Source organism: Phenylobacterium sp. LjRoot219 (assembly GCF_964252995.1).
Taxonomy (GTDB): Bacteria; Pseudomonadota; Alphaproteobacteria; order Caulobacterales; family Caulobacteraceae; genus Phenylobacterium.
Genome location: NZ_CAXUQI020000001.1, coordinates 664,761 through 682,486, shown reverse-complemented (window position 1 = coordinate 682,486; position 17,726 = coordinate 664,761). Strand labels below are relative to the sequence as shown.

The 17,726-nt window shown below is 71.1% G+C and carries 17 protein-coding genes; 7 read left to right on the top strand and 10 right to left on the bottom strand.

Annotated elements, in window-relative coordinates; translation table 11 throughout:
• Positions 1-49 precede the first annotated feature (49 nt).
• The 3 genes from ACSQ14_RS03345 to ACSQ14_RS03335 form a co-directional block, all read right to left on the bottom strand.
• Entirely contained in the window at positions 50-658 is a 609-nt protein-coding gene (locus ACSQ14_RS03345; RefSeq protein ID WP_436009710.1) for a DsbA family protein, read from the bottom strand.
• 5 nt (positions 659-663) lie between these two features.
• The gene (locus ACSQ14_RS03340; RefSeq protein ID WP_436009708.1) at positions 664-1,275 is read right to left on the bottom strand and encodes a DsbA family protein; all 612 of its coding nucleotides are present in this window, start codon (positions 1,273-1,275) and stop codon (positions 664-666) included.
• 64 nt (positions 1,276-1,339) lie between these two features.
• Positions 1,340-1,882: a DUF721 domain-containing protein gene (locus ACSQ14_RS03335; protein WP_436009706.1), complete on the bottom strand. Its 543-nt coding sequence runs from the start codon at positions 1,880-1,882 to the stop codon at positions 1,340-1,342.
• A 172-nt stretch (positions 1,883-2,054) separates the two neighbouring features.
• Here ACSQ14_RS03335 and ACSQ14_RS03330 point away from each other — a divergent pair, with 172 nt between their 5' ends.
• Positions 2,055-2,447: a bacteriohemerythrin gene (locus tag ACSQ14_RS03330; RefSeq protein WP_436009704.1), complete on the top strand. Its 393-nt coding sequence runs from the start codon at positions 2,055-2,057 to the stop codon at positions 2,445-2,447.
• A 52-nt stretch (positions 2,448-2,499) separates the two neighbouring features.
• Complete coding sequence (locus ACSQ14_RS03325; protein ID WP_436009702.1) at positions 2,500-3,546, top strand: A/G-specific adenine glycosylase; 1,047 nt, start codon at positions 2,500-2,502, stop codon at positions 3,544-3,546.
• Between the two features lie 145 nt (positions 3,547-3,691).
• Here the strand turns inward: ACSQ14_RS03325 and ACSQ14_RS03320 are convergent, their stop codons facing one another.
• Together ACSQ14_RS03320 and ACSQ14_RS03315 are read right to left on the bottom strand one after the other, a co-directional pair.
• Positions 3,692-4,057 (bottom strand): carboxymuconolactone decarboxylase family protein, encoded by a 366-nt coding sequence (locus ACSQ14_RS03320; RefSeq protein WP_436009700.1) that lies wholly within the window; start codon positions 4,055-4,057, stop codon positions 3,692-3,694.
• A gap of 26 nt (positions 4,058-4,083) precedes the next feature.
• Positions 4,084-5,163 carry a site-specific DNA-methyltransferase gene (locus ACSQ14_RS03315; protein WP_436009698.1) on the bottom strand — a complete coding sequence of 360 codons (1,080 nt, stop codon included), beginning with the start codon at positions 5,161-5,163 and terminating at the stop codon, positions 4,084-4,086.
• Between the two features lie 186 nt (positions 5,164-5,349).
• Between ACSQ14_RS03315 and ACSQ14_RS03310 the strand changes: the two genes are divergently transcribed.
• Entirely contained in the window at positions 5,350-6,834 is a 1,485-nt protein-coding gene (locus ACSQ14_RS03310; RefSeq protein WP_436009696.1) for an alpha/beta hydrolase domain-containing protein, read from the top strand.
• 17 nt (positions 6,835-6,851) lie between these two features.
• Here the strand turns inward: ACSQ14_RS03310 and ACSQ14_RS03305 are convergent, their stop codons facing one another.
• The 4 genes from ACSQ14_RS03305 to ygfZ all read right to left on the bottom strand — a co-directional run bounded on the left by ACSQ14_RS03305 (position 6,852) and on the right by ygfZ (position 9,840).
• The gene (locus tag ACSQ14_RS03305) at positions 6,852-7,511 is read right to left on the bottom strand and encodes a ribonuclease HII (protein WP_436009694.1); all 660 of its coding nucleotides are present in this window, start codon (positions 7,509-7,511) and stop codon (positions 6,852-6,854) included.
• Between the two features lie 32 nt (positions 7,512-7,543).
• A complete protein-coding gene (locus tag ACSQ14_RS03300; protein WP_436009692.1) occupies positions 7,544-8,134 on the bottom strand; it encodes a DNA-3-methyladenine glycosylase I in 591 nt (196 codons plus the stop codon).
• Positions 8,135-8,219: 85 nt separating this feature from the next.
• The gene (locus ACSQ14_RS03295) at positions 8,220-8,879 is read right to left on the bottom strand and encodes a hypothetical protein (protein ID WP_436009690.1); all 660 of its coding nucleotides are present in this window, start codon (positions 8,877-8,879) and stop codon (positions 8,220-8,222) included.
• A gap of 64 nt (positions 8,880-8,943) precedes the next feature.
• On the bottom strand, positions 8,944-9,840 hold the full coding sequence (gene ygfZ, locus ACSQ14_RS03290) for a CAF17-like 4Fe-4S cluster assembly/insertion protein YgfZ (protein WP_436015345.1): 897 nt from the start codon (positions 9,838-9,840) through the stop codon (positions 8,944-8,946).
• Between the two features lie 63 nt (positions 9,841-9,903).
• On the opposite strand from ygfZ, the gene ACSQ14_RS03285 reads away from it, so the two are divergent.
• The 4 genes from ACSQ14_RS03285 to ACSQ14_RS03270 all read left to right on the top strand — a co-directional run bounded on the left by ACSQ14_RS03285 (position 9,904) and on the right by ACSQ14_RS03270 (position 15,948).
• Positions 9,904-10,899, top strand: a complete 996-nt coding sequence (locus tag ACSQ14_RS03285; protein ID WP_436009688.1) for a glycosyltransferase family 9 protein — start codon at positions 9,904-9,906, stop codon at positions 10,897-10,899.
• A gap of 12 nt (positions 10,900-10,911) precedes the next feature.
• Positions 10,912-12,246 carry a dihydroorotase gene (locus ACSQ14_RS03280; protein WP_436009686.1) on the top strand — a complete coding sequence of 445 codons (1,335 nt, stop codon included), beginning with the start codon at positions 10,912-10,914 and terminating at the stop codon, positions 12,244-12,246.
• A 116-nt stretch (positions 12,247-12,362) separates the two neighbouring features.
• Positions 12,363-14,054, top strand: coding sequence for a sensor histidine kinase (locus ACSQ14_RS03275; protein WP_436009684.1), 1,692 nt, complete (start codon positions 12,363-12,365; stop codon positions 14,052-14,054).
• 43 nt (positions 14,055-14,097) lie between these two features.
• Positions 14,098-15,948: an AMP-binding protein gene (locus ACSQ14_RS03270; protein ID WP_436009682.1), complete on the top strand. Its 1,851-nt coding sequence runs from the start codon at positions 14,098-14,100 to the stop codon at positions 15,946-15,948.
• A gap of 89 nt (positions 15,949-16,037) precedes the next feature.
• Here the strand turns inward: ACSQ14_RS03270 and ACSQ14_RS03265 are convergent, their stop codons facing one another.
• Positions 16,038-17,726 carry an AMP-binding protein gene (locus ACSQ14_RS03265; RefSeq protein WP_436009680.1) on the bottom strand — a complete coding sequence of 563 codons (1,689 nt, stop codon included), beginning with the start codon at positions 17,724-17,726 and terminating at the stop codon, positions 16,038-16,040.

The following is a 17,726-nucleotide window of genomic DNA, read 5'->3' as shown; positions in this document are numbered from 1 at the left end:
TGCACGCGCTCCAGCCGCAAAGCCGGTCTCCACGTTTGCTGGCCGCGTCCTACTTGCCGGCCGCGGCGATGGCGGCGTCCAGCTGTTGCAGGCTCATCTCGCCCTCGAACTTCACGCCGTTGACGAACAGGGTCGGCGTCGAGTTGACCCCGGAATCGAGCGCCGCCTTGACCCGGCCGTTGAGCGCCTCGAGCGAAGCCTGGTCGGTCAGGCAGGCGTCAAACTGCGCCTCGCTCAAACCGTTGGCCTTGGCGATGTCGACGAAGATCGGCTTGAGATCGCCGTCGTTCCAGCGCGCCTGGCTCTCGAACACCTCGCCGACGACCTTGAAGTACTTCGACGGCCCGGCACAGCGCGCCATCAGGAAGCCGGCGGCGGCGACCTCGGCCGGCGGGGTCAGCATCTCGCGCAAGGTGAAACGCACCTTGCCGGTGTCGACGTACTTGGCCTTGAACGCCGGGAAGACCTCGGTGTGGAAGCTCGCGCAGTGCGAGCAGCTCATCGAGGCGTACTCGACGACCTGGATCTTGGCCTTGGGCGAGCCCAGGCTCATGTCGCCAGGTTGCGCGGGCAGCTTCGCCGGCGCGGCCAGCGCGGGCGCAGCCGCCGCCACCGCGGCGGCCAGGGCCGAGATCAGGGCGAGGCGGCGGCTCGGCATCATTCTTACTTCTTCGACGCCGCGGCGACGGCTTCGCTGAGCTGGGCCAGCGTCACCTCGCCCTCGGCGATCTTCTTGCCGTTGACGAAGAAGGTCGGCGTGCCGGTCACCTTGTCGTCGCCCGCCCGCTGCACCCGCGCGTTCAGCGCCTTCAGCGCCTCGGGGTCGGAGACGCACTTGTTGAACTGCGCCTCGGTCATGCCGGCCGACTGGGCGATGCGCAGCAGCACGCCGCGGAAGTCGCCGGTCTGGAACATCTCGTTCTGGTTCTTGAAGATCGAGTCCAGCACGGTGAAGTACTTGTCCGGGCCGGCGCAGCGCGCCACCAGGAAGCCGGCCGCGGCGACCTCTTCCGGCGGCGTCAGGAACTCCTTCAGGGTGTAGTGCACCTTGCCGGTGTCGATGTACTGCGCCTTGAAGGTCGGGAAGACCTCGTTGTTGAACTTGGCGCAGTGGCTGCAGCTCGCCGAGGCGTACTCGACGACCTTCACCGGGGCGTCGGCCTTGCCCAGGGTCATGTCGCCCGCGCCTGGGCCGGTGGCTCCGCCCTTGTTGCAGCCCGCGATGCTGAGCCCCGCGACGGCGGCGGCGACGAGGAGGAGACGGCGGCTCAGCATCGGCGGATCCCTTGAATTAGGAAGGAAGTAATAGAGCCCGATTCCCGGGGAATCGAATCCAAGCTCAGCTTTGGCGGCGGAGCACGCCCCGGCCGAGCCTGAGGAGCGCGTCCTTCAGCGGCCCGTCGGGCGCCTCGGCGAGGCCCTTGACCAGCTGCGCCTCCTGGGCCGCGTCGAGCGGCGCGGCGCGCTTGCGCGGCTTGACGGCGGACGGCTCGACGCTCGGCCGCAGCGGGCCCTGGACGATGCGCAACTTCTGCACCGCCTCGGCGCCGAGGAACAGGTTCACCCGCGCCAGGATGTCTTGCGCCTGGTGCTGGATGATCGCCGCCGCCGGACCGGCGACCCGGATCTCCAGCGACGACGGCGCGCCGTTGCGGCCCTTCACCAGCTTCACCGGTTCGGTGCGGCGGGCGACCTCAGGACCGACGATCTCGCGCCAGCGGGCGGCGAGCGCGCCCGGTCCCTGACCGAAGCGGGTGTCGAGCTCCCGCAGCGTCTTGTTCAGCGCGCGGCCGGCCGGCGGCGGCGGCCGGCGCTGCGGCCGCGTGCGCTTGGCGGCGAGGATCGCCAAGGCTTCTTCACGCGTGGGGAGGGGCCGGCGCATGGCGGCAATGTAGCGGGCGCTCGGCCGAGAGGCGAGACGCCAGGTGACGCGGCCTGCCTGGCTCCAGCCCCGGTCCGCCGCGAAAAACGCCGTTCGCCATTTGATCGGCGTCATAAGCCCCGCCGCCCAGGCTGGGCCAAGCTGGCCGGCGGTAGCTTTAGGAAACGCCGACATGCCGATCATGCTTTGGGACGCGAGCCTGGACATTGGGGTCGCCGCGATGAATCAGGAGCACCAGAAGATCCTGGACGCGATGAACCAGATCCACGACGCCCGCGCCGAAGGAAAAAGCGGCCAGGCGGTCAACGACCTGGTGGCCCGGCTGGGCGCGGTCTGCATCAGCCACTTCGCCGACGAAGAGGCCTATATGGCGCGCATCGGCTATCCGGAGCTGGAGCGCCACAAGCAACTGCACAAGCGACTGCTCGAGCAGTTCGGCCAGCACGCTCAGGCCATCAAGGCCGCCAGCGGTCGTCCGACCGACGAGTTCTTCCACTTCCTGAAGTTCTGGCTGAGCTCCCACATCAAGGGGATCGACATGCGCTACGGTCCCAAGGCGGCGTAGCGCGCGCACGGAGGCTTTTGCGGCGGCGCAGCGACAGTGCTAGCGACAGCACGTGACGCCCGCCGAACTCCGCGCCGCCCTGCTCGCCTGGTATGACGAAGGCGCCCGCGACCTGCCCTGGCGGGTGCGGCCGCAGGCCCGCGCCGCCGGCGTCCGCGCCGATCCCTACCGGGTGTGGCTGTCGGAGGTGATGCTGCAGCAGACCACCGTGCCGCACGCCACGCCCTACTTCCTGAAGTTCACCGCCCGCTGGCCGACGGTCTCGCACCTGGCGGCGGAAGCCGACGCCGAGGTGATGGCCGCCTGGGCGGGGCTCGGCTACTACGCCCGCGCCCGCAACCTCCTGGCCTGCGCCCGCGCGGTGGCGCGTGACCACGGCGGGATCTTTCCGGACACGGAGGACGGCCTGCGCGGCCTGCCCGGGCTCGGCCCCTACACCGCCGCGGCGGTGGCGGCGATCGCCTTCGACCGGCCGACCAACGTGGTCGACGGCAACGTCGAGCGGGTGATGGCCCGGCTGTTCGCGCTGGAAGCTCCGCTGCCGGACGCCAAGCCCCAGTTAAAGACGCTGGCCGCCGGCCTAGTCGCCGACGAGCGGCCCGGCGACTGGGCCCAGGCGCTGATGGACCTCGGCGCGACGGTCTGCCGGCCGAAGGCGCCGCTGTGCGACCGCTGCCCGATCGCCGGCCCCTGCGCCGCGCGCGTCGGCGGCGCGCCCGAGACCTATCCGCGCAAGCTGGCCAAGGCCGCCCGGCCCCACCGCTTCGGCGTCGCCTATGTGCTGACGCGGGGCCCCGAAGTGGCGCTGGTGCGCCGGCCGCCGAAGGGGCTGCTGGGCGGAATGCTGGCCTTGCCGACCTCCGACTGGCGGGCCGCGCGCTGGAGCGAGGCCGAGGCGCTGGCCGCGGCGCCGGCGCTCGCGCCCTGGCGCGGCGTCGGCGAGGTCGAGCACGTCTTCACCCACTTCTCGCTGACCCTGCAGCTGCTGCGGGCGGAGGGTGAAGCCGACGGGGTGATCTGGTCTCCGCGCCGCGACCTCGACGCCCTGCCGAGTGTCTTCCTCAAGGCGGCGCGGGCGGGATTGTCGAACCTGCTCTAGGCCAAACTGTCATCCCGGAATGCGCGCAGCGCATATCCGGGATCCATGAGCACCGAAGATGAAGGCTGGCCGCGGCGGCGGCTCGTGGCCCCTCGCCGTGTGCTTGGGTCCCGGACAGCCGCTGCGCGGCTTCCGGGATGACAGCCTATTTGGAGGCCCGCTCGCGCAGGATTTCGCTGAGGATCAGCTCGACTTCCGCCGCCTTCGGGAAGCCCTGGAAGACGCCGAACTGCAGGACGAACTCGCGCAGCTCCTCGGCGGTGATGTCGCCGCTGTCGAGCGCGGCCTGCATGTAGGTCTTGATCGCCATCGGCGCGCGCGCGGCGCAGACGCAGGCCAGGGTGATCCAGCGCCGCGAGCGCAGGTCGAGGCCGGGACGCGACCAGACCTCGGCGAAGACGAAGTTCTGCGCCGCCTCGGTGAAGGGCGAGCTGGCCGGATGGATCGGCCGGCTCATGACCGTCTCGAACGTCTCGGCGCCGCGGGCGGCGCGTTCGTCTTTGTCGGCCATGGCTCGCCCCTTAAGTCGAAGCTGGATCAGATCGTGATCTGGCTGCGCACCTTGGCCCGCAGCACGTCGATCGGCGCCAGGCCCTTGTCCGACTTGAAGTGCCAGTATGTCCAGCCGTTGCAGGCCGGCGCCGACTGCACCAGGGCGCCGACCTTATGGATCGAGCCGGTGTGCTCGCCGACCGCCAGGCTGCCGTCGGCGCGGACGCGCGCGGCGTGGCCGCCCTTCGGATCGTAGAGGATGTCGCCGGCGCGCAGCAGGCCCGCCTCGACGATCTGGCCGAACGGGATCCGCGGCTCGGACTTCTTGGAGCCGGTGACCATCACTTCTTCCGGCGCCGCCTGGACGATCCGGGCGATCCGCTCGCGGGCGAGCTTCACGTAGGCCTCTTCCCGCTCGATGCCGATGAACCGGCGGCCCAGCCGCTTGGCCGCGGCGCCGGTGGTGCCGGTGCCGAAGAAGGGGTCGAGGATCACGTCGCCCGGCTTGGTCGAGGCCATGATCAGCCGGTGCAGCAGCGCCTCGGGCTTCTGGGTCGGGTGCGCCTTGGCCCCGGTCTCGTCCTTCAGCCGCTCCTCGCCGGTGCACAGCGGCAGCGTCCAGTCCGAGCGCATCTGCAGCTCGTCGTTCGCCATCTTCATGGCGTCATAGTTGAAGGTGTAGCGCTTGCCGCCCCGGCTCTTGGTCGCCCAGATCAGGGTCTCGTGCGCGTTGGTGAACCGCGTGCCCTTGAAGTTCGGCATCGGGTTCGACTTGCGCCAGATGATGTCGTTCAGGATCCAGAAGCCCAGGTCCTGCAGCGTCGCGCCGACGCGGAAGATGTTGTGGTAGCTGCCGATCACCCACAGCGCGCCGTCGTCCTTCAGCACCCGGCGGCATTCCTTCAGCCAGGCCTTGGTGAAGGTGTCGTAGGTCTCGAAGCTCTCGAACCGGTCCCAGTCGTCGTCGACCGCGTCGACCTTGGAGTTGTCCGGCCGCAGCAGCTCGCCGCCGAGCTGCAGGTTGTAGGGAGGATCGGCGAACACCAGGTCGACCGAACGGTCCGGCAGTTTCTTCAGCTCTTCCAGGCTATCGCCTTGGATGATCGTCTCGGACGAAAACGCCATCACCACCCTCGCGGAATCAAGACTCCGACTTCTCACGCGCATGGTGAAGGTCGGGTTGCGAAATATGGTGAATGAGAAGTTACGGGGGGATTTACAGCCAGCGAATCAGCTCGCTGGACCGACCTTGCGGAAACAGCCAAGCTTCGCCCCAAGCGCCGCCAAGGCGCACGGGAGGAGAAACCGCAGATGTCGAGATCACCGGGCAATTTCGGGACGTCGGCGCGGGCCGGGCTGCTGGGCCTGGCCGCTGCGTTGTTCGCCTCGACGGCGATGGCCGCCACCCCACCCACCACCGCTGTCGCGGTGCCGGGCAAGCCGGCGCTGTTCCTCGGCGCCTATGACATCGGCCAGCTCGGCTACACCGTCGAGGAGGTGTTCCTCTCGGGAACCGCGAACGCCTACAAGCTGGCCGGGCCGCCCACGGCCGACGGGCGCTGGGACGCCGGGCCCGACGCGTCCGCCCCCTACGCCACCCGGCTGGTGGTCATCCGCCCGACCGATCCGGCGAAGTTCAACGGCACGGTCGTGGTCGAGTGGCTGAACGTCAGCGCCGGCGCCGACGGCGCGCCGGATTGGAACGTCATGCACCGCGAGCTGGTCCGCAACGGCTACGCCTATGTCGGGGTCTCGGCGCAGAAGGTCGGCATTGAGGGCGGCCCGAGCCAGAGCATCGGCCAGCCGCTGAAGACCACCGATCCAGCGCGCTACGCCAAGCTCAGCCATCCCGGCGACGCCTACGCCTACGACATCTTCTCGCAGGCCGGCGCGCAGCTGCGCCGGGTCGACGGCCCGCTCGGGGCGCTGGCGCCGAAGCGGCTGATCGCCGTCGGCGAGTCCCAGTCCGCGGTCTTCCTGACGACCTACGTCAACGCGGTCGATTCGCTGGCAAAGGTCTACGACGGCTTCATGATCAACTCGCGCTTCGGTCCCGGCGCAGCGATCGACGGCCGCTCGATGATGGTCGCCGGCGACAGCCTGCCCAAGGCGGTGAAGCTGCGGCCCGACCTGCGGGTCCCGACAATGACGGTGGTCACCGAAACCGACCTGCTCAGCACCCGCCTGCCCGGCTTCCTGGCCGCACGCCAGCCCGACAACGAACGCCTGCGCACCTGGGAGATCACCGGCGCGGCCCACGCCGACAACTACTTCTTCAAGGCCGGCTACATCGACTCCGGCAAGACGCCGCTGGCCACGCTGGCGGCGGCCTACGCGCCGATCAAGGACGCGCCTGGCGGTTCGCTCGACAAGCCGATGAACCCCGGCCAGCCGCACCACTATGTGCTGAAGGCCGGCCTCGTCGGCCTCGACCACTGGGTCCAGACCGGCAAGCCGCCGGCCCACGCTAAGCCGATCGAGGTCGCCGCCGGGCCGCCCGCCAGCTTCGTGACCGACGCCAACGGCATCGCCAAGGGCGGCGTGCGCACGCCCTGGGTCGACGTCCCGACAGCGCGGGTCTCCGGGGTCGGCAACTCCGGCGGCGTGCTGGGCTTCCTGGCCGGCGTCGGCGAGCCCTATGACGCCGCCACGCTGCAGCGCCTCTACCCGGGCGGCGAGGCCGACTACCTGAAGAAGTTCGAAGCCTCGCTGGACGCCGCGATCAAGGGCGGCTTCATCCTGCCGGCCGACCGCGAGGAGATCCTCGGCCTGGCGAAGATCAGCTACGGCCGCTGAGCCTTCGGCGGCGCGGCCTACTCCGCCGCGTCGCCGAGCTCTTCGAACGCCAACTCGTCCTGCACCACCAGGATCTTGCGCGGATCGATGCCGGCCAGCACCAGCTTCACCGGGTTCCAGGCCCGGCGGTGGATCTCGCAGGGCCCCAGCGCCACCAGCGCTTCGAGGTGCACCGGGGCGTTGTAGCCCTTGTGGCTGGCGAAGCCGTAGCCGGGATAGACGCCATCCATCTCGACCATCAGCCGGTCGCGGGCGACCTTGGCCAGGATCGAGGCGGCGGCGATGGACTTCGACTTGGCGTCGCCACCGACCACCGTCTTCACCTCGCAGGGCAGCTTGAAGGGATAGTTGCCGTCGACCAGGGCGTACTTCGGCTGCACCGCCAGCGCCTCGACCGCGCGGCACATCGCCAGGCCGGTGGCGTGCAGGATGTTGAGCTCGGCGATCTCTTCCACCGAGGCGAAGCCGACGCCCCAGGCCAGCGCCTTGGCCTTGATCTCGATCTCCAGCGCTTCGCGCGCCTTGGCCGTGAGCTTCTTGGAGTCGTCGAGGCCCTTGATGACCTTGCGGGTGTCGAGGATCACCGCGCCGGCGCTGACCGGCCCGGCCCAGGGACCGCGCCCGGCTTCGTCCACGCCGCAGACCGGTCCGTCGATGAAGGCCTTCTCGAGGATCATGGTGGGACCCTGCGCTGTCCTTCTCGGAGCCATCAACGCGCCATCGCTTTCACCGGTTCGTACCGGAAACAGGTGGTGAGGTGGTCGTTGACCAGTCCGGTCGCCTGCATCCAGGCGTAGACGATCACCGGGCCGACGAACTTGTAGCCCTTGGCCTTCAGCGCCTTGGAGATTTCGACCGCCAGCGGGGTCTGCGCCGGCACCTGGCCGACCTCGCTCCAGCCGTTCTGCAGCGGCTTGCCGTCAACGAAGCTCCAGCAGAAGGCGGAGAAGTCCTCGCCGCGCTCGCGCATGTCCAGATAGATCCGGGCGCTGGCGATCGCCGCGTCGATCTTGGCGTTCGAGCGGACGATGCCCGGATCGGCCATCAGCCGGGCGCGCTCGGCCTCGCCGTAGCGGGCGACCTCCTCCGGATCGAAGTTGTCGAAGGCGGCGCGAAACGCCTCGCGCTTGCGCAGGATGGTGATCCAGGCGAGCCCGGCCTGGAAGCCGTCGAGCACCAGCTTCTCCCACAGCGCGCGGGAGTCGTACTCGGGCGCCCCCCACTCGGTGTCGTGGTAGGCCTCATAAAGCGGGTCGCCGGCCATGCCGCGCCAACCGCACCTGTGCAGGGGGTCGTCCATCGGCGGCGACTTTCAGCCGAGCTTGCGCGCCAGCACAAGCCCGCACGTCGGCGGAATCCGGACGCGGCGTCCAACCGCCGCAGCGCTACTTCGCCGACACCGCCAGGCTGTAGTCGGCGACTCCGCCGCGCCGCGCCGCGGCCCGGACCAGATAGACCTGCAGCCGATAGGGGCCGGAGGCCGGCGTCACGCCGCGAAAAGCGTTGCCGGCGGCGCTCGAGGCGCCGTCGAACAGCACGCCGCCGTCGGGACGGGTAATCGTCAGGTAGAGGAAGCGGCTGCGCGAGGTGAGCCGCGCGTTCAGCGTCTGGCCGCGCCGCAGGGTCAACCGGTACGCCCGCGCATCATGGCCGCGCACCGTGCCGGTGACCGTCACACTGCTGGCGCCTGGCGGGAAGCGCAGGTCGACGGCGGCCGGCGCGGGCGCGCCCTTGCCCGGCGGCGGCGGGGCCGGCCCGCAGGCGCCGGCGTACTCGACCTGATTGATGGTGATGAACCGGGCGTCGGCGAGCTGCACCTCGGCGCAGACCTCTTTGTTGCTCCAGTAGCCGTAGCGCGAGCCGCCGATCGCCGTCGACTTGACCTGGGTGTAGCCGCGCCGCTGCAGCGTCTTCTCGCCGCTGCTGGCGTAGACGCCGACGAGGTCCGCCAGATCCTTCGGCGGCGCGGCGTGGGCGACGCCGCCCAGCAACGTCGCGCCAACGCTCGCGCCCACGACGAAGCGCTTGATCGAACCGGCCTTCATCAGCTTCCGCCTCGCAGGTGAAGCCCTGACAGCGCGACCATAGGACGGCGCCGCCGGCGCGGCCTTAGCCTAGGGCGTGTTCGCCCAACGCCTCGGCGATCCAGGCCGGCCGCTCGACCCGCACCGGCCGCCCGTCGACCTCCAGCCCGCCGGCGATGCGGTCGAGCCTGAGCATGGCGATGGCGCGCCCGTCGATTCCTGCGCAGACCTCGCCGGCCCGCAGGGTCCCTGCCAGCACCTCGGCGCCCGGCGGTGGCGGCGGGCCATCGAAGACGATCGGCAGCATGCGGGTCTTGATCTGCCCGCGGCGCTTCATCCGCGAGGTCGTCTCCTGGCCGACGAAACAGCCCTTCTTGAAGTCGATCCCGTGCAGCAGGTCGAAATTGGCCTCGATCGGATAGGTCTTGTCCGAGCCCCAGTCCGCCGTCCCGGGCACGCCGAGCGCCAGGCGGTGGGCGTCATAGGCCGCCTCGTCGGCCACCACCGCCTCGGCCGGCGCGGCCGCGCCGTAGCCGCGCAGCCCGAGTTCGGGGAGACGGGGATCCGCCACCCAAATTTCCCCCGCTCGTCCCGGCGAAGGCCGGGATCCAGATCGGAGGGCGCCGGGCTCGTCATCTGGGCCCCGGCCTTCGCCGGGGCGAGCGGAGAAGAGAACGGCAACGCCAGCCTCGTCCGGCGCGATCTCGACCTTGGCCCGCAGGCGGAACATCGACAGCCGCTGGACGATCGCCGCGCGGTGCTCGGCGGCCACGTCGAGCCAGCAGCCGTCGGCGCGGCCGACCACGAACAGGTCCCACAGCAGCCGGCCCTGCGGCGTCAGCAGGCCGGCGAACCGCGCCTCGCCGACCGCCAGGGTCTCGACGTCATGGGTCACCTGGCCCTGCAGGAAGCTGCGCCAGTCGGGACCGCTCAGGGCGATCAGGGCGCGGCTGGGAAGCTCGGCGAACATCGGCGGGGTGATCATGAGGACAATTTGGGCGCGGCGGCGGTGGAGCGCCAGCGGAGGCCGGCATATAGAGGAAGGATGGCTCGTGGGTCTTTCCCAATTCTATTCATTACGGCGACCAACATCGGCGACGCCGTGCTCGCGTCGGGCCTGATCAAGCGCCTGGCCGACGAGATTCCGAACGCCCGCTTCACCATCGTCGCCGGCCCCGCGGCCGCGCCGCTGTTCGGCTTCGTGCCGAACCTCGACGAGTTGATCGTCTTCGCCAAGCAGAAGGACGGCAGCCACTGGTTCGACCTGTGGCGCAAGGTGCGCCGGCGGCGCTGGGGGCTGGTGGTGGACCTGCGCGGCTCGGCGATCTCGCGGCTGGTCTCGACCAAGCGCCGGGCGGTGCACCGCAAGCTCGTCGGCGAGCCGATACACAAGGTGATGGAGGCCGCCCGCGTCCTGAAGATCGAGGACCAGCCGGCCGCGCCCTACATCTGGACCTCGCCGGAGGTGGAGGCCTACGCCGCCGATCTCACCGCCGGCCAGGGGCCGATCCTGGCCATGGCCCCGGCCGCCAACTGGGTCGGCAAGACCTGGCCGCTGGAGCGCTTCAGCCGCGTGGCGATGAAGCTGCTCGGGACCGGCGGCCCGCTCCAGGGCGGGCGGCTGATGGTGCTGGGCGCTCCCGGCGACCGCAAGACCACGCTGGGCCTGAAGGACTGCGTGCCGCGTCACCGGTTCATCGACCTCGCCGGCCAGGTCGACCTGGTCACCTCCTTCGCCTGCCTGAAGCACGCGCGGCTGTTCGTCGGCAACGACAGCGGCGCGATGCATCTGGCCGCCGCTTCCGGCGCGCCGACGCTCGGCCTGTTCGGACCGTCCGACGACCGGCGCTATGCGCCCTGGGGACCGAACGCCCGGCTGGTGCGCGGCGGCCGCAGCTTCGAGGAGATCATGAGCGGCGACCCGGGCTCGGCCCAGGCGGTGTGCCACATGATGGACTTGAGCGTGGACCGGGTCTACGAGGCCGCGCGCGCGCTGCTCGCCGCCACCGAGCCCAAGAAGACCGCGCCATCCCAGAGCTAAAGGACGCCCGCCATGGCTGAGACCTTCGACCTGATCGTTCGTGGCGGCGAGGTCATCAACCACGCCGGGCGCGGGCTCGCCGACGTCGGCGTCCGCGGCGGCAAGATCGTCGCCGTCGGCGACCTCGGCCAGGCCTCGGCGGGCGAGGTGTTCGACGCGACCGGCCTGACCGTGATGCCGGGGGTGATCGACAGCCAGGTGCACTTCCGCGAGCCGGGGATGGAGTGGAAGGAAGATCTCGAGACCGGCAGCCGCGCCGCGGTGCTGGGCGGCGTCACCGCCGTGTTCGAGATGCCCAACACCGAGCCCACCACCACCGACCCCGAGGCGCTGGCCGACAAGCTGGCCCGCGCCGCCGGGCGCATGCACTGCGACCACGCCTTCTACGTCGGCGGCACCCACGAGAACGCCGACTTCCTCGGCGAGCTGGAGCGGCTGCCGGGCTGCTGCGGGATCAAGGTCTTCATGGGCGCCTCGACCGGCAGCCTGCTGGTGCAGGACGACGCGGGCGTCGAGCAGGTGCTGCGCCACGTCAACCGCCGCGCCGCCTTCCACTCCGAGGACGAGTACCGTCTGGCCGACCGCCGGCCCTTGGCGCGAACCGGCGACTGGACCAGCCATCCAGAGGTGCGCGACGCCCAGTCGGCGATCCAGTCGACCGAGCGGCTGGTGCGGATCGCCCGCGCGCTCGGCAAGCGCATCCACGTGCTGCACGTCACCACCGCCGAGGAGATCGCCTACCTCGCCGCGCACAAGGACGTCGCCAGCGTCGAGGTCACCCCGCAACACCTGACGCTGGCCGGGCCCGAAGCCTATGAGCGGCTGAAGGGCTACGCCCAGATGAACCCGCCGATCCGCAGCGCCGAGCACCGCGCCGGCCTGTGGGTCGGGGTCGCCAACGGCGTCGCCGACGTGATCGGCTCGGACCACGCGCCGCACACCTCCGAGGAGAAGGCCCGTCCCTATCCGGCCTCGCCCTCCGGCATGCCCGGCGTGCAGACCCTGCTGCCGGTGATGCTGACCCACGTCGCCGAGGGCCGGCTCAGCCTGGAGCGGCTGGTCGACCTGACCAGCCACGGCGCCCACCGGGTCTTCGGCCTTGCCGACAAGGGCCGGCTGGCGGTCGGCTTCGACGCCGACCTGACCATCGTCGACCTGAAGGCCCGGCGGACCATGACCCATGCGATGATGGCCAGCCGCGTCGGCTGGACGCCGTTCGACGGCATGGAGGCCAAGGGTTGGCCGATGGCGACCATCATCCGCGGCCGGATCGTCATGCGCGACGGCGAGATCGCCGCCCCGCACCTCGGCCAGCCGGTGCGCTTCCACGAGACCCTCGCCGGCTGACCACGCCGCGATCCTCCGCGACCGGATACCTATCAAGCTAAATAGCCAGCCGGCGCCGGCCGGTGCTATCGCCGTTGGGCTCGGGCGTACTGCGCGGCCGAGGCGGAGCGGCTGTAATGGGTGCGGCGGAGCACGAGGCCGGAAGAGCGCCAGATCCGGCGAGCGCGGCCGCGCCGCACGTCCGGCCGGCGCGGCCGACGGCGTCGGTCCGCTCGCGGCTGGTCGGGCTGGTGCTGATCCTGCTGATCCCCGGCCTGCTGCTCGCCGGCATCCTGCTCTGGAGCCTCGAGCGGCAGGTCAGCCTGACGCAGGAGCGCCAGATGCTCGCCACCGCCCGCACGCTGGCGCTGGTCATCGACGGGCGCATCAGCGAGCAGATCGCCACCCTGGAGGCGCTTTCGGTCTCGCGGGAACTGGGCCGCGCCGACTGGACCGAGTTCGCGGACCAGGCGCGCACCGCCCTGAAGGGATCAGATTCCTGGGTCATCGTCTGGGATCCGACCGGCCGGCAACAGGTCAACACCTTCAGTGACGCCGCCCCCAAGGTGACCCTGCCGCGGTCGCGTGCCGGCAGCAACGCCTGGTCGGGACGGCGCGGCCGCGTCTACATCTCCAACCTGATCTATGGGCCGGTGGCGCATCAGCCGGTCGTCGTCGTGATGAAGCCGGTGGTGCTGGACGACGGCAGCGCGGTGAACCTCAGCGTCGCGACGAGCGCCGCCAGTTTCAGTAAGCTGCTCGCCCGCCAGGAGCTGCCGCCCCGCTGGAGCGCGGCCGTCCTCGACGGCCAGGAGCGGGTCGTCGCCTTCAACCCGGACGGGGAACAGTACGTCGGCCGCCAGACCTCCCCCGCCATGCTGGCCGCCATGGAGGCCGCGCCGCGCGGCGTCGTGCGCAGTCTCAAGATCGGCAAGCTGCAGGTGATGGCCGCCTTCGACAAGCTGCCGGCCTACGGCTGGTCGGCGGCGGTGGCGATGCCGCGCGACGAGGCGTTCGGCGCGGTCCGGCAGGCGATGCTGATGGGGGTGATCATCGCCACCCTGCTGCTCACCGCGGCGGTGGTCTTCGCGCTGCGGATCGGCCGGCGGATCGCCCAGCCGGTCGAGACCGTCGCCCAGGCGGCCAACGAGTGGGTCGCGGGCGGCTCGCCGAGCTTTCCGACCGCCACCGGCCTGGTGGAGACCGACCACCTGAGCGCCGCCTTCGCATCGGCGCTGAAAGCCGTCGAGGACCGCGACCAGCGTCACCGGCTGCTGATCAACGAGCTCAACCACCGGGTGAAGAACACCCTGGCGACCGTGCAGTCGATCGCCATGCACACCCGCAAGACCGCGGGCTCGGTCAGCGACTACCACGACGCCCTGGAAGGCCGCGTCGTGGCCATGAGCAAGGCGCACGAGATCCTGACGCGCACCGAATGGAAGGGCGCCGAGCTCGGCGTGCTGGCGCGCGAGGCGCTCGACGCCTTCGCCGGCCCGCAGCTCAGGATCGAGGGCCCGCCGACCCAGGTCGGGCCGACCGATGCGCTCAACCTGGCGCTGGTGCTCTACGAGCTGGCGACCAACGCCTCCAAGCACGGGGCGCTGTCCGAGCCCGGTGGCCAGGTGTCCTTAAGCTGGACGCCGCAGGACGAAGGGACCCGGGTCTCCTGGGTGGAGAGCGGCGGACCGCCCGTCGTCCCGCCGACCCGCGACGGCTTCGGCTCGCGGCTGATCCGGCGCGCCACCGTAGCCTTGCAGCCGTCGAACCTGATCTTCGCGCCGGAAGGCCTGCGCTGCGAGTTCACGGTCCATTCGCCCGTCGCCTGAGCAGGGCTTTCCAAGCGGCGCCGTGCTTGGAATAAGTCACGCCATGGGTCTCGACGGCGCCACGGCGAAAGCCCCGATCCGCGACGCCTTCTACGCGCCCCGCCGCCTGGAGGTGGAGCAGCGCGCGCGCGGCGAACTGGTGCTGCGCAACATCACCCCCTACTCCGAGCGGTTCCAGACCCAGACCGCCGCGCTCGACCACTGGAGCCAGGTCGCGCCCGACCGCGTCTGGCTGGCCGAGCGCTCCGGCGACGGCTGGCGCACGCTGACCTTCGCCGAGGCCAGGGCCCGCGTCGAAACCCTGGCCGCCGGCCTTGTCGAGCTGGGGATCGCCGGGCCGCGGCCGCTGGTCATTTTGTCGCCCAACGCCATCGACCACGCCCTGATCGCCTACGCGGCGATGAGCCAGGGCATGCCGATCGCGCCGCTGTCGCCGCAGTACGGCCTGCCCGGGGCCAACCTCGCGCGGCTGGCCCACGCCTGCGCCACCCTCAAGCCGGCGGCGGTCTACACCCAGGACGCAGCGATCTTCGCCGAGGGGCTGGCCAGCGCGGCGCTGGCCAGCCTGCCGGTGATCGCCGCGCGCCACGCCCGGCCCGGCGACATCCCGCTCGATCGGCTCTACCGGTCCGGCGCGCGGGCGGCCGCGGCCGCGCCGGACGACCACGCCAAATACCTGCTGACCTCCGGCTCGACCGGCCTGCCGAAGGCGGTGATCTGCAGCCACCGCACCATAAGCCTGAACTCGGCGCAGATCGCCGCCTGCTTCACCGATCCCGAACCGCCGGTGATCGTCAGCTCCGCGCCCTGGAGCCACAGCCTGGGCGCCAATTCGGTGCTGCACATGTCGCTGCACCGCGGCGGGTCGCTGTACATCGACGGGGGCCAGCCGACCGCCGCGCGGTTCGGCGAGACGCTGCGCAACCTGCGCGCGGTCGAGGCCACCTACCAGTACATGGTGCCGGCCGGCTGGAGCCTGCTGGTCGAGGCGCTGGAGACCGACCCCGCGCTGGCGCGGACCTTCTTCGCGCGGGTCAGGGTGATGCTCTATGGCGGCGCGGCGCTGGGCCAGGCGGTCGGCGACCGCATCCAGGCCTGCGCGGTGCGCACGGTCGGCGAGCGGGTCACCTTCTCCAGCGGCTATGGCGCGACCGAGACCGGCCCCAGCGCCTGCAGCGTGCACTGGCCGAACGACCGGATGGGGCTGATCGGCCTGCCGATTCCCGGAACTGCCGTGCGGTTGGTCCCGGCCGCGGACAAGCTGGAGCTGCGCGTAAAGGGCCCGCAGCTCACGCCCGGCTACCTCGGCCAGCCGGAGCTGACCGCCGCCGCCTTCGATGACGAGGGCTTCTACCGGCTGGGCGACGCAGTGCGGCTGCGCGACCTGGAGGACCTCGCCCAGGGCCTGGCGTTCGACGGGCGGCTGTCGGAGAACTTCAAACTGTCCAACGGCTCGTTCGTCAGTTGCGGCGAGCTGCGGATCGGCGCCGCCGGGGCGATCGGCGGCGCGGTCACCGACGCCGTCGTCTGCGGCGAGGGCGAAGCCGGCGTCGGCCTGCTGCTCTATCCCAACCCGACCCTGCCGCCCGAGGCGGTGGCCGCGGCCGCCCGCCGGGGGATCGAAGCGTTCAACGCCCGGACCACCCACGCCACCGCCCGCGTCGCCCGCGCCCTGGTGCTGGCCGGGCCGCCGGAGCACGCCTGCGGCGAGATCACCGACAAGGGCTACATCGCCCAGCCGATCGCCCGCGCGCGCCACGCCGAGACCATCCGCCGGCTGTTCGCCGACCCGCCGGGCGAGGAAGTGATGGTGTTCAACGGATCCACGAGCTCAGAGCCCCTGGCTGTCATCCCGGAAGTCGCGCAGCGGCTGTCCGGGATCCAAGAACACTGACGTCGGCCGCCTCGCGACGACCGCGCCACGCCGTGTTCTTGGGTCCCGGTCTTCGCTTCGCGAAACCGGGATGACACTCGAAGTCCGCCCTAGTCGCGCAGCTCCGGAAAATCCTCCTCGCGGTGCTCCTCGACCGGCCGTTCGCCAACCCGCGCCCGCTCCACCTCCAACCGGCGCAGCTCGACCCGGCGGATCTTGCCGGAGATGGTCTTCGGCAGCTCGATGAACTCGATCCGCCGCACCCGCTTGTAGGGCGCGAGGCTCGTCTGGATGTGGCGGAACACCGCCAGCGCCGTCTCCCGGCTGGGCTCGTGGCCGGGCGCGAGCGCAATAAAGGCCTTGGGCGTCGCCAGGCGCACCGGATCGGGCGCCGGAACCACCGCGGCCTCGGCCACCGCCGCGTGCTCGATCAGGGCGCTCTCCAGCTCGAACGGGCTGATCCGGTAATCGGACGCCTTGAACACGTCGTCGGCGCGGCCGACGTAGGTGAACCAGCCGTCGGCGTCGCGGCTGGCGACGTCGCCGGTGCGGTAGAAGGCCCCCGAGACCGGCTGCACGCCGCCGTCCTCGGCCTGGTAGCCGCGCATCAGCCCGGCCGGGCGCGGGCTCAGGCGGAGCGCGATCTCGCCCTCGTCGACCTCGTTGTCGTCGGCGTCCAGCAGGACGACGTCATAGCCGGGCAGCGGCCGGCCGACCGAGCCCGGGCGCACCGGCTGGCCGGGCGAGTTGGCGATCTGGGCGGTGGTCTCGGTCTGGCCGAAGCCGTCGCGGATGGTCAGCCCCCAGGCCGCCTGCACCGCGGCGATCACCTCGGGATTGAGCGGCTCGCCGGCGCCGCAGAGGTTGTTCAGCCGCGTCGCCCACTGGGTCAGGTCTTCCTGGATCAGCATCCGCCAGACCGTCGGCGGCGCGCACAGCGAGCTGACGCCGTGTTCGGCCACCGCGTCGAGCAGGGTGCGGGCGTTGAACCGGCCGAAGTTCGGGATGAACACCTCGGCCCCGGCGTTCCAGGGCGCGAAGAAGCAGCTCCAGGCGTGCTTGGCCCAGCCCGGCGAGGAGACGTTCAGGTGCACGTCGCCGGGGCGCAGGCCCAGCCAGTACATGGTCGACAGGCTGCCCGCGCCGTAGCTTGCGTGGCTGTGCATCACCAGCTTCGGCTTCGCCGTGGTGCCGGAGGTGAAATAGAGCAGGATCGGATCGTCCGCCCGGGTCGGCCCGTCCGGCGAGAAGGCCGCCGGCGCGTCCAGCAGCGCATCGAAGCTGGTCCAGCCCGGCCGCGCGCCGCCGACCACGACCCGGGTCACGTCGGGGCCGAGCCCGTCGAACTTCGCCGCCAGCGCCGCGTCGGTGATCCAGGCGCGCACCCCGCCCTGGGTCATCCGCGCGGCGAGGTCCTCGGCGGTGAGCAGCGTCGTCGCCGGAATGGTCACCGCGCCCAGCTTCATCGCCGCCAGCATGGTCTCCCACAGCGGCGCGCAGTTGCCGAGCATCAGCAGGATCCGGTCGCCGCGGCCTACGCCGAGCGCGCGCAGTCCGTTGGCGACCCGGTTCGAGCGCTCCGACAGCTCGGCGAAGGTTCGCGTCGCCGCATCCTCGCCGACGATCCGCAGCGCCGTGCGCGTCCCGGCCTCGCCCCGGGCCAGCTCGGCGTCGAACCAGTCGAGCGCCCAGTTGAACGCGTCGAGCTGCGGCCAGCGGAACTGGGCGCGCGCCTGGTCGTAGTCCTCGCGCAGCGTCAACAGCAGGTCCCGGGCTTCGCGGAACGCGGTCTGGGTCAT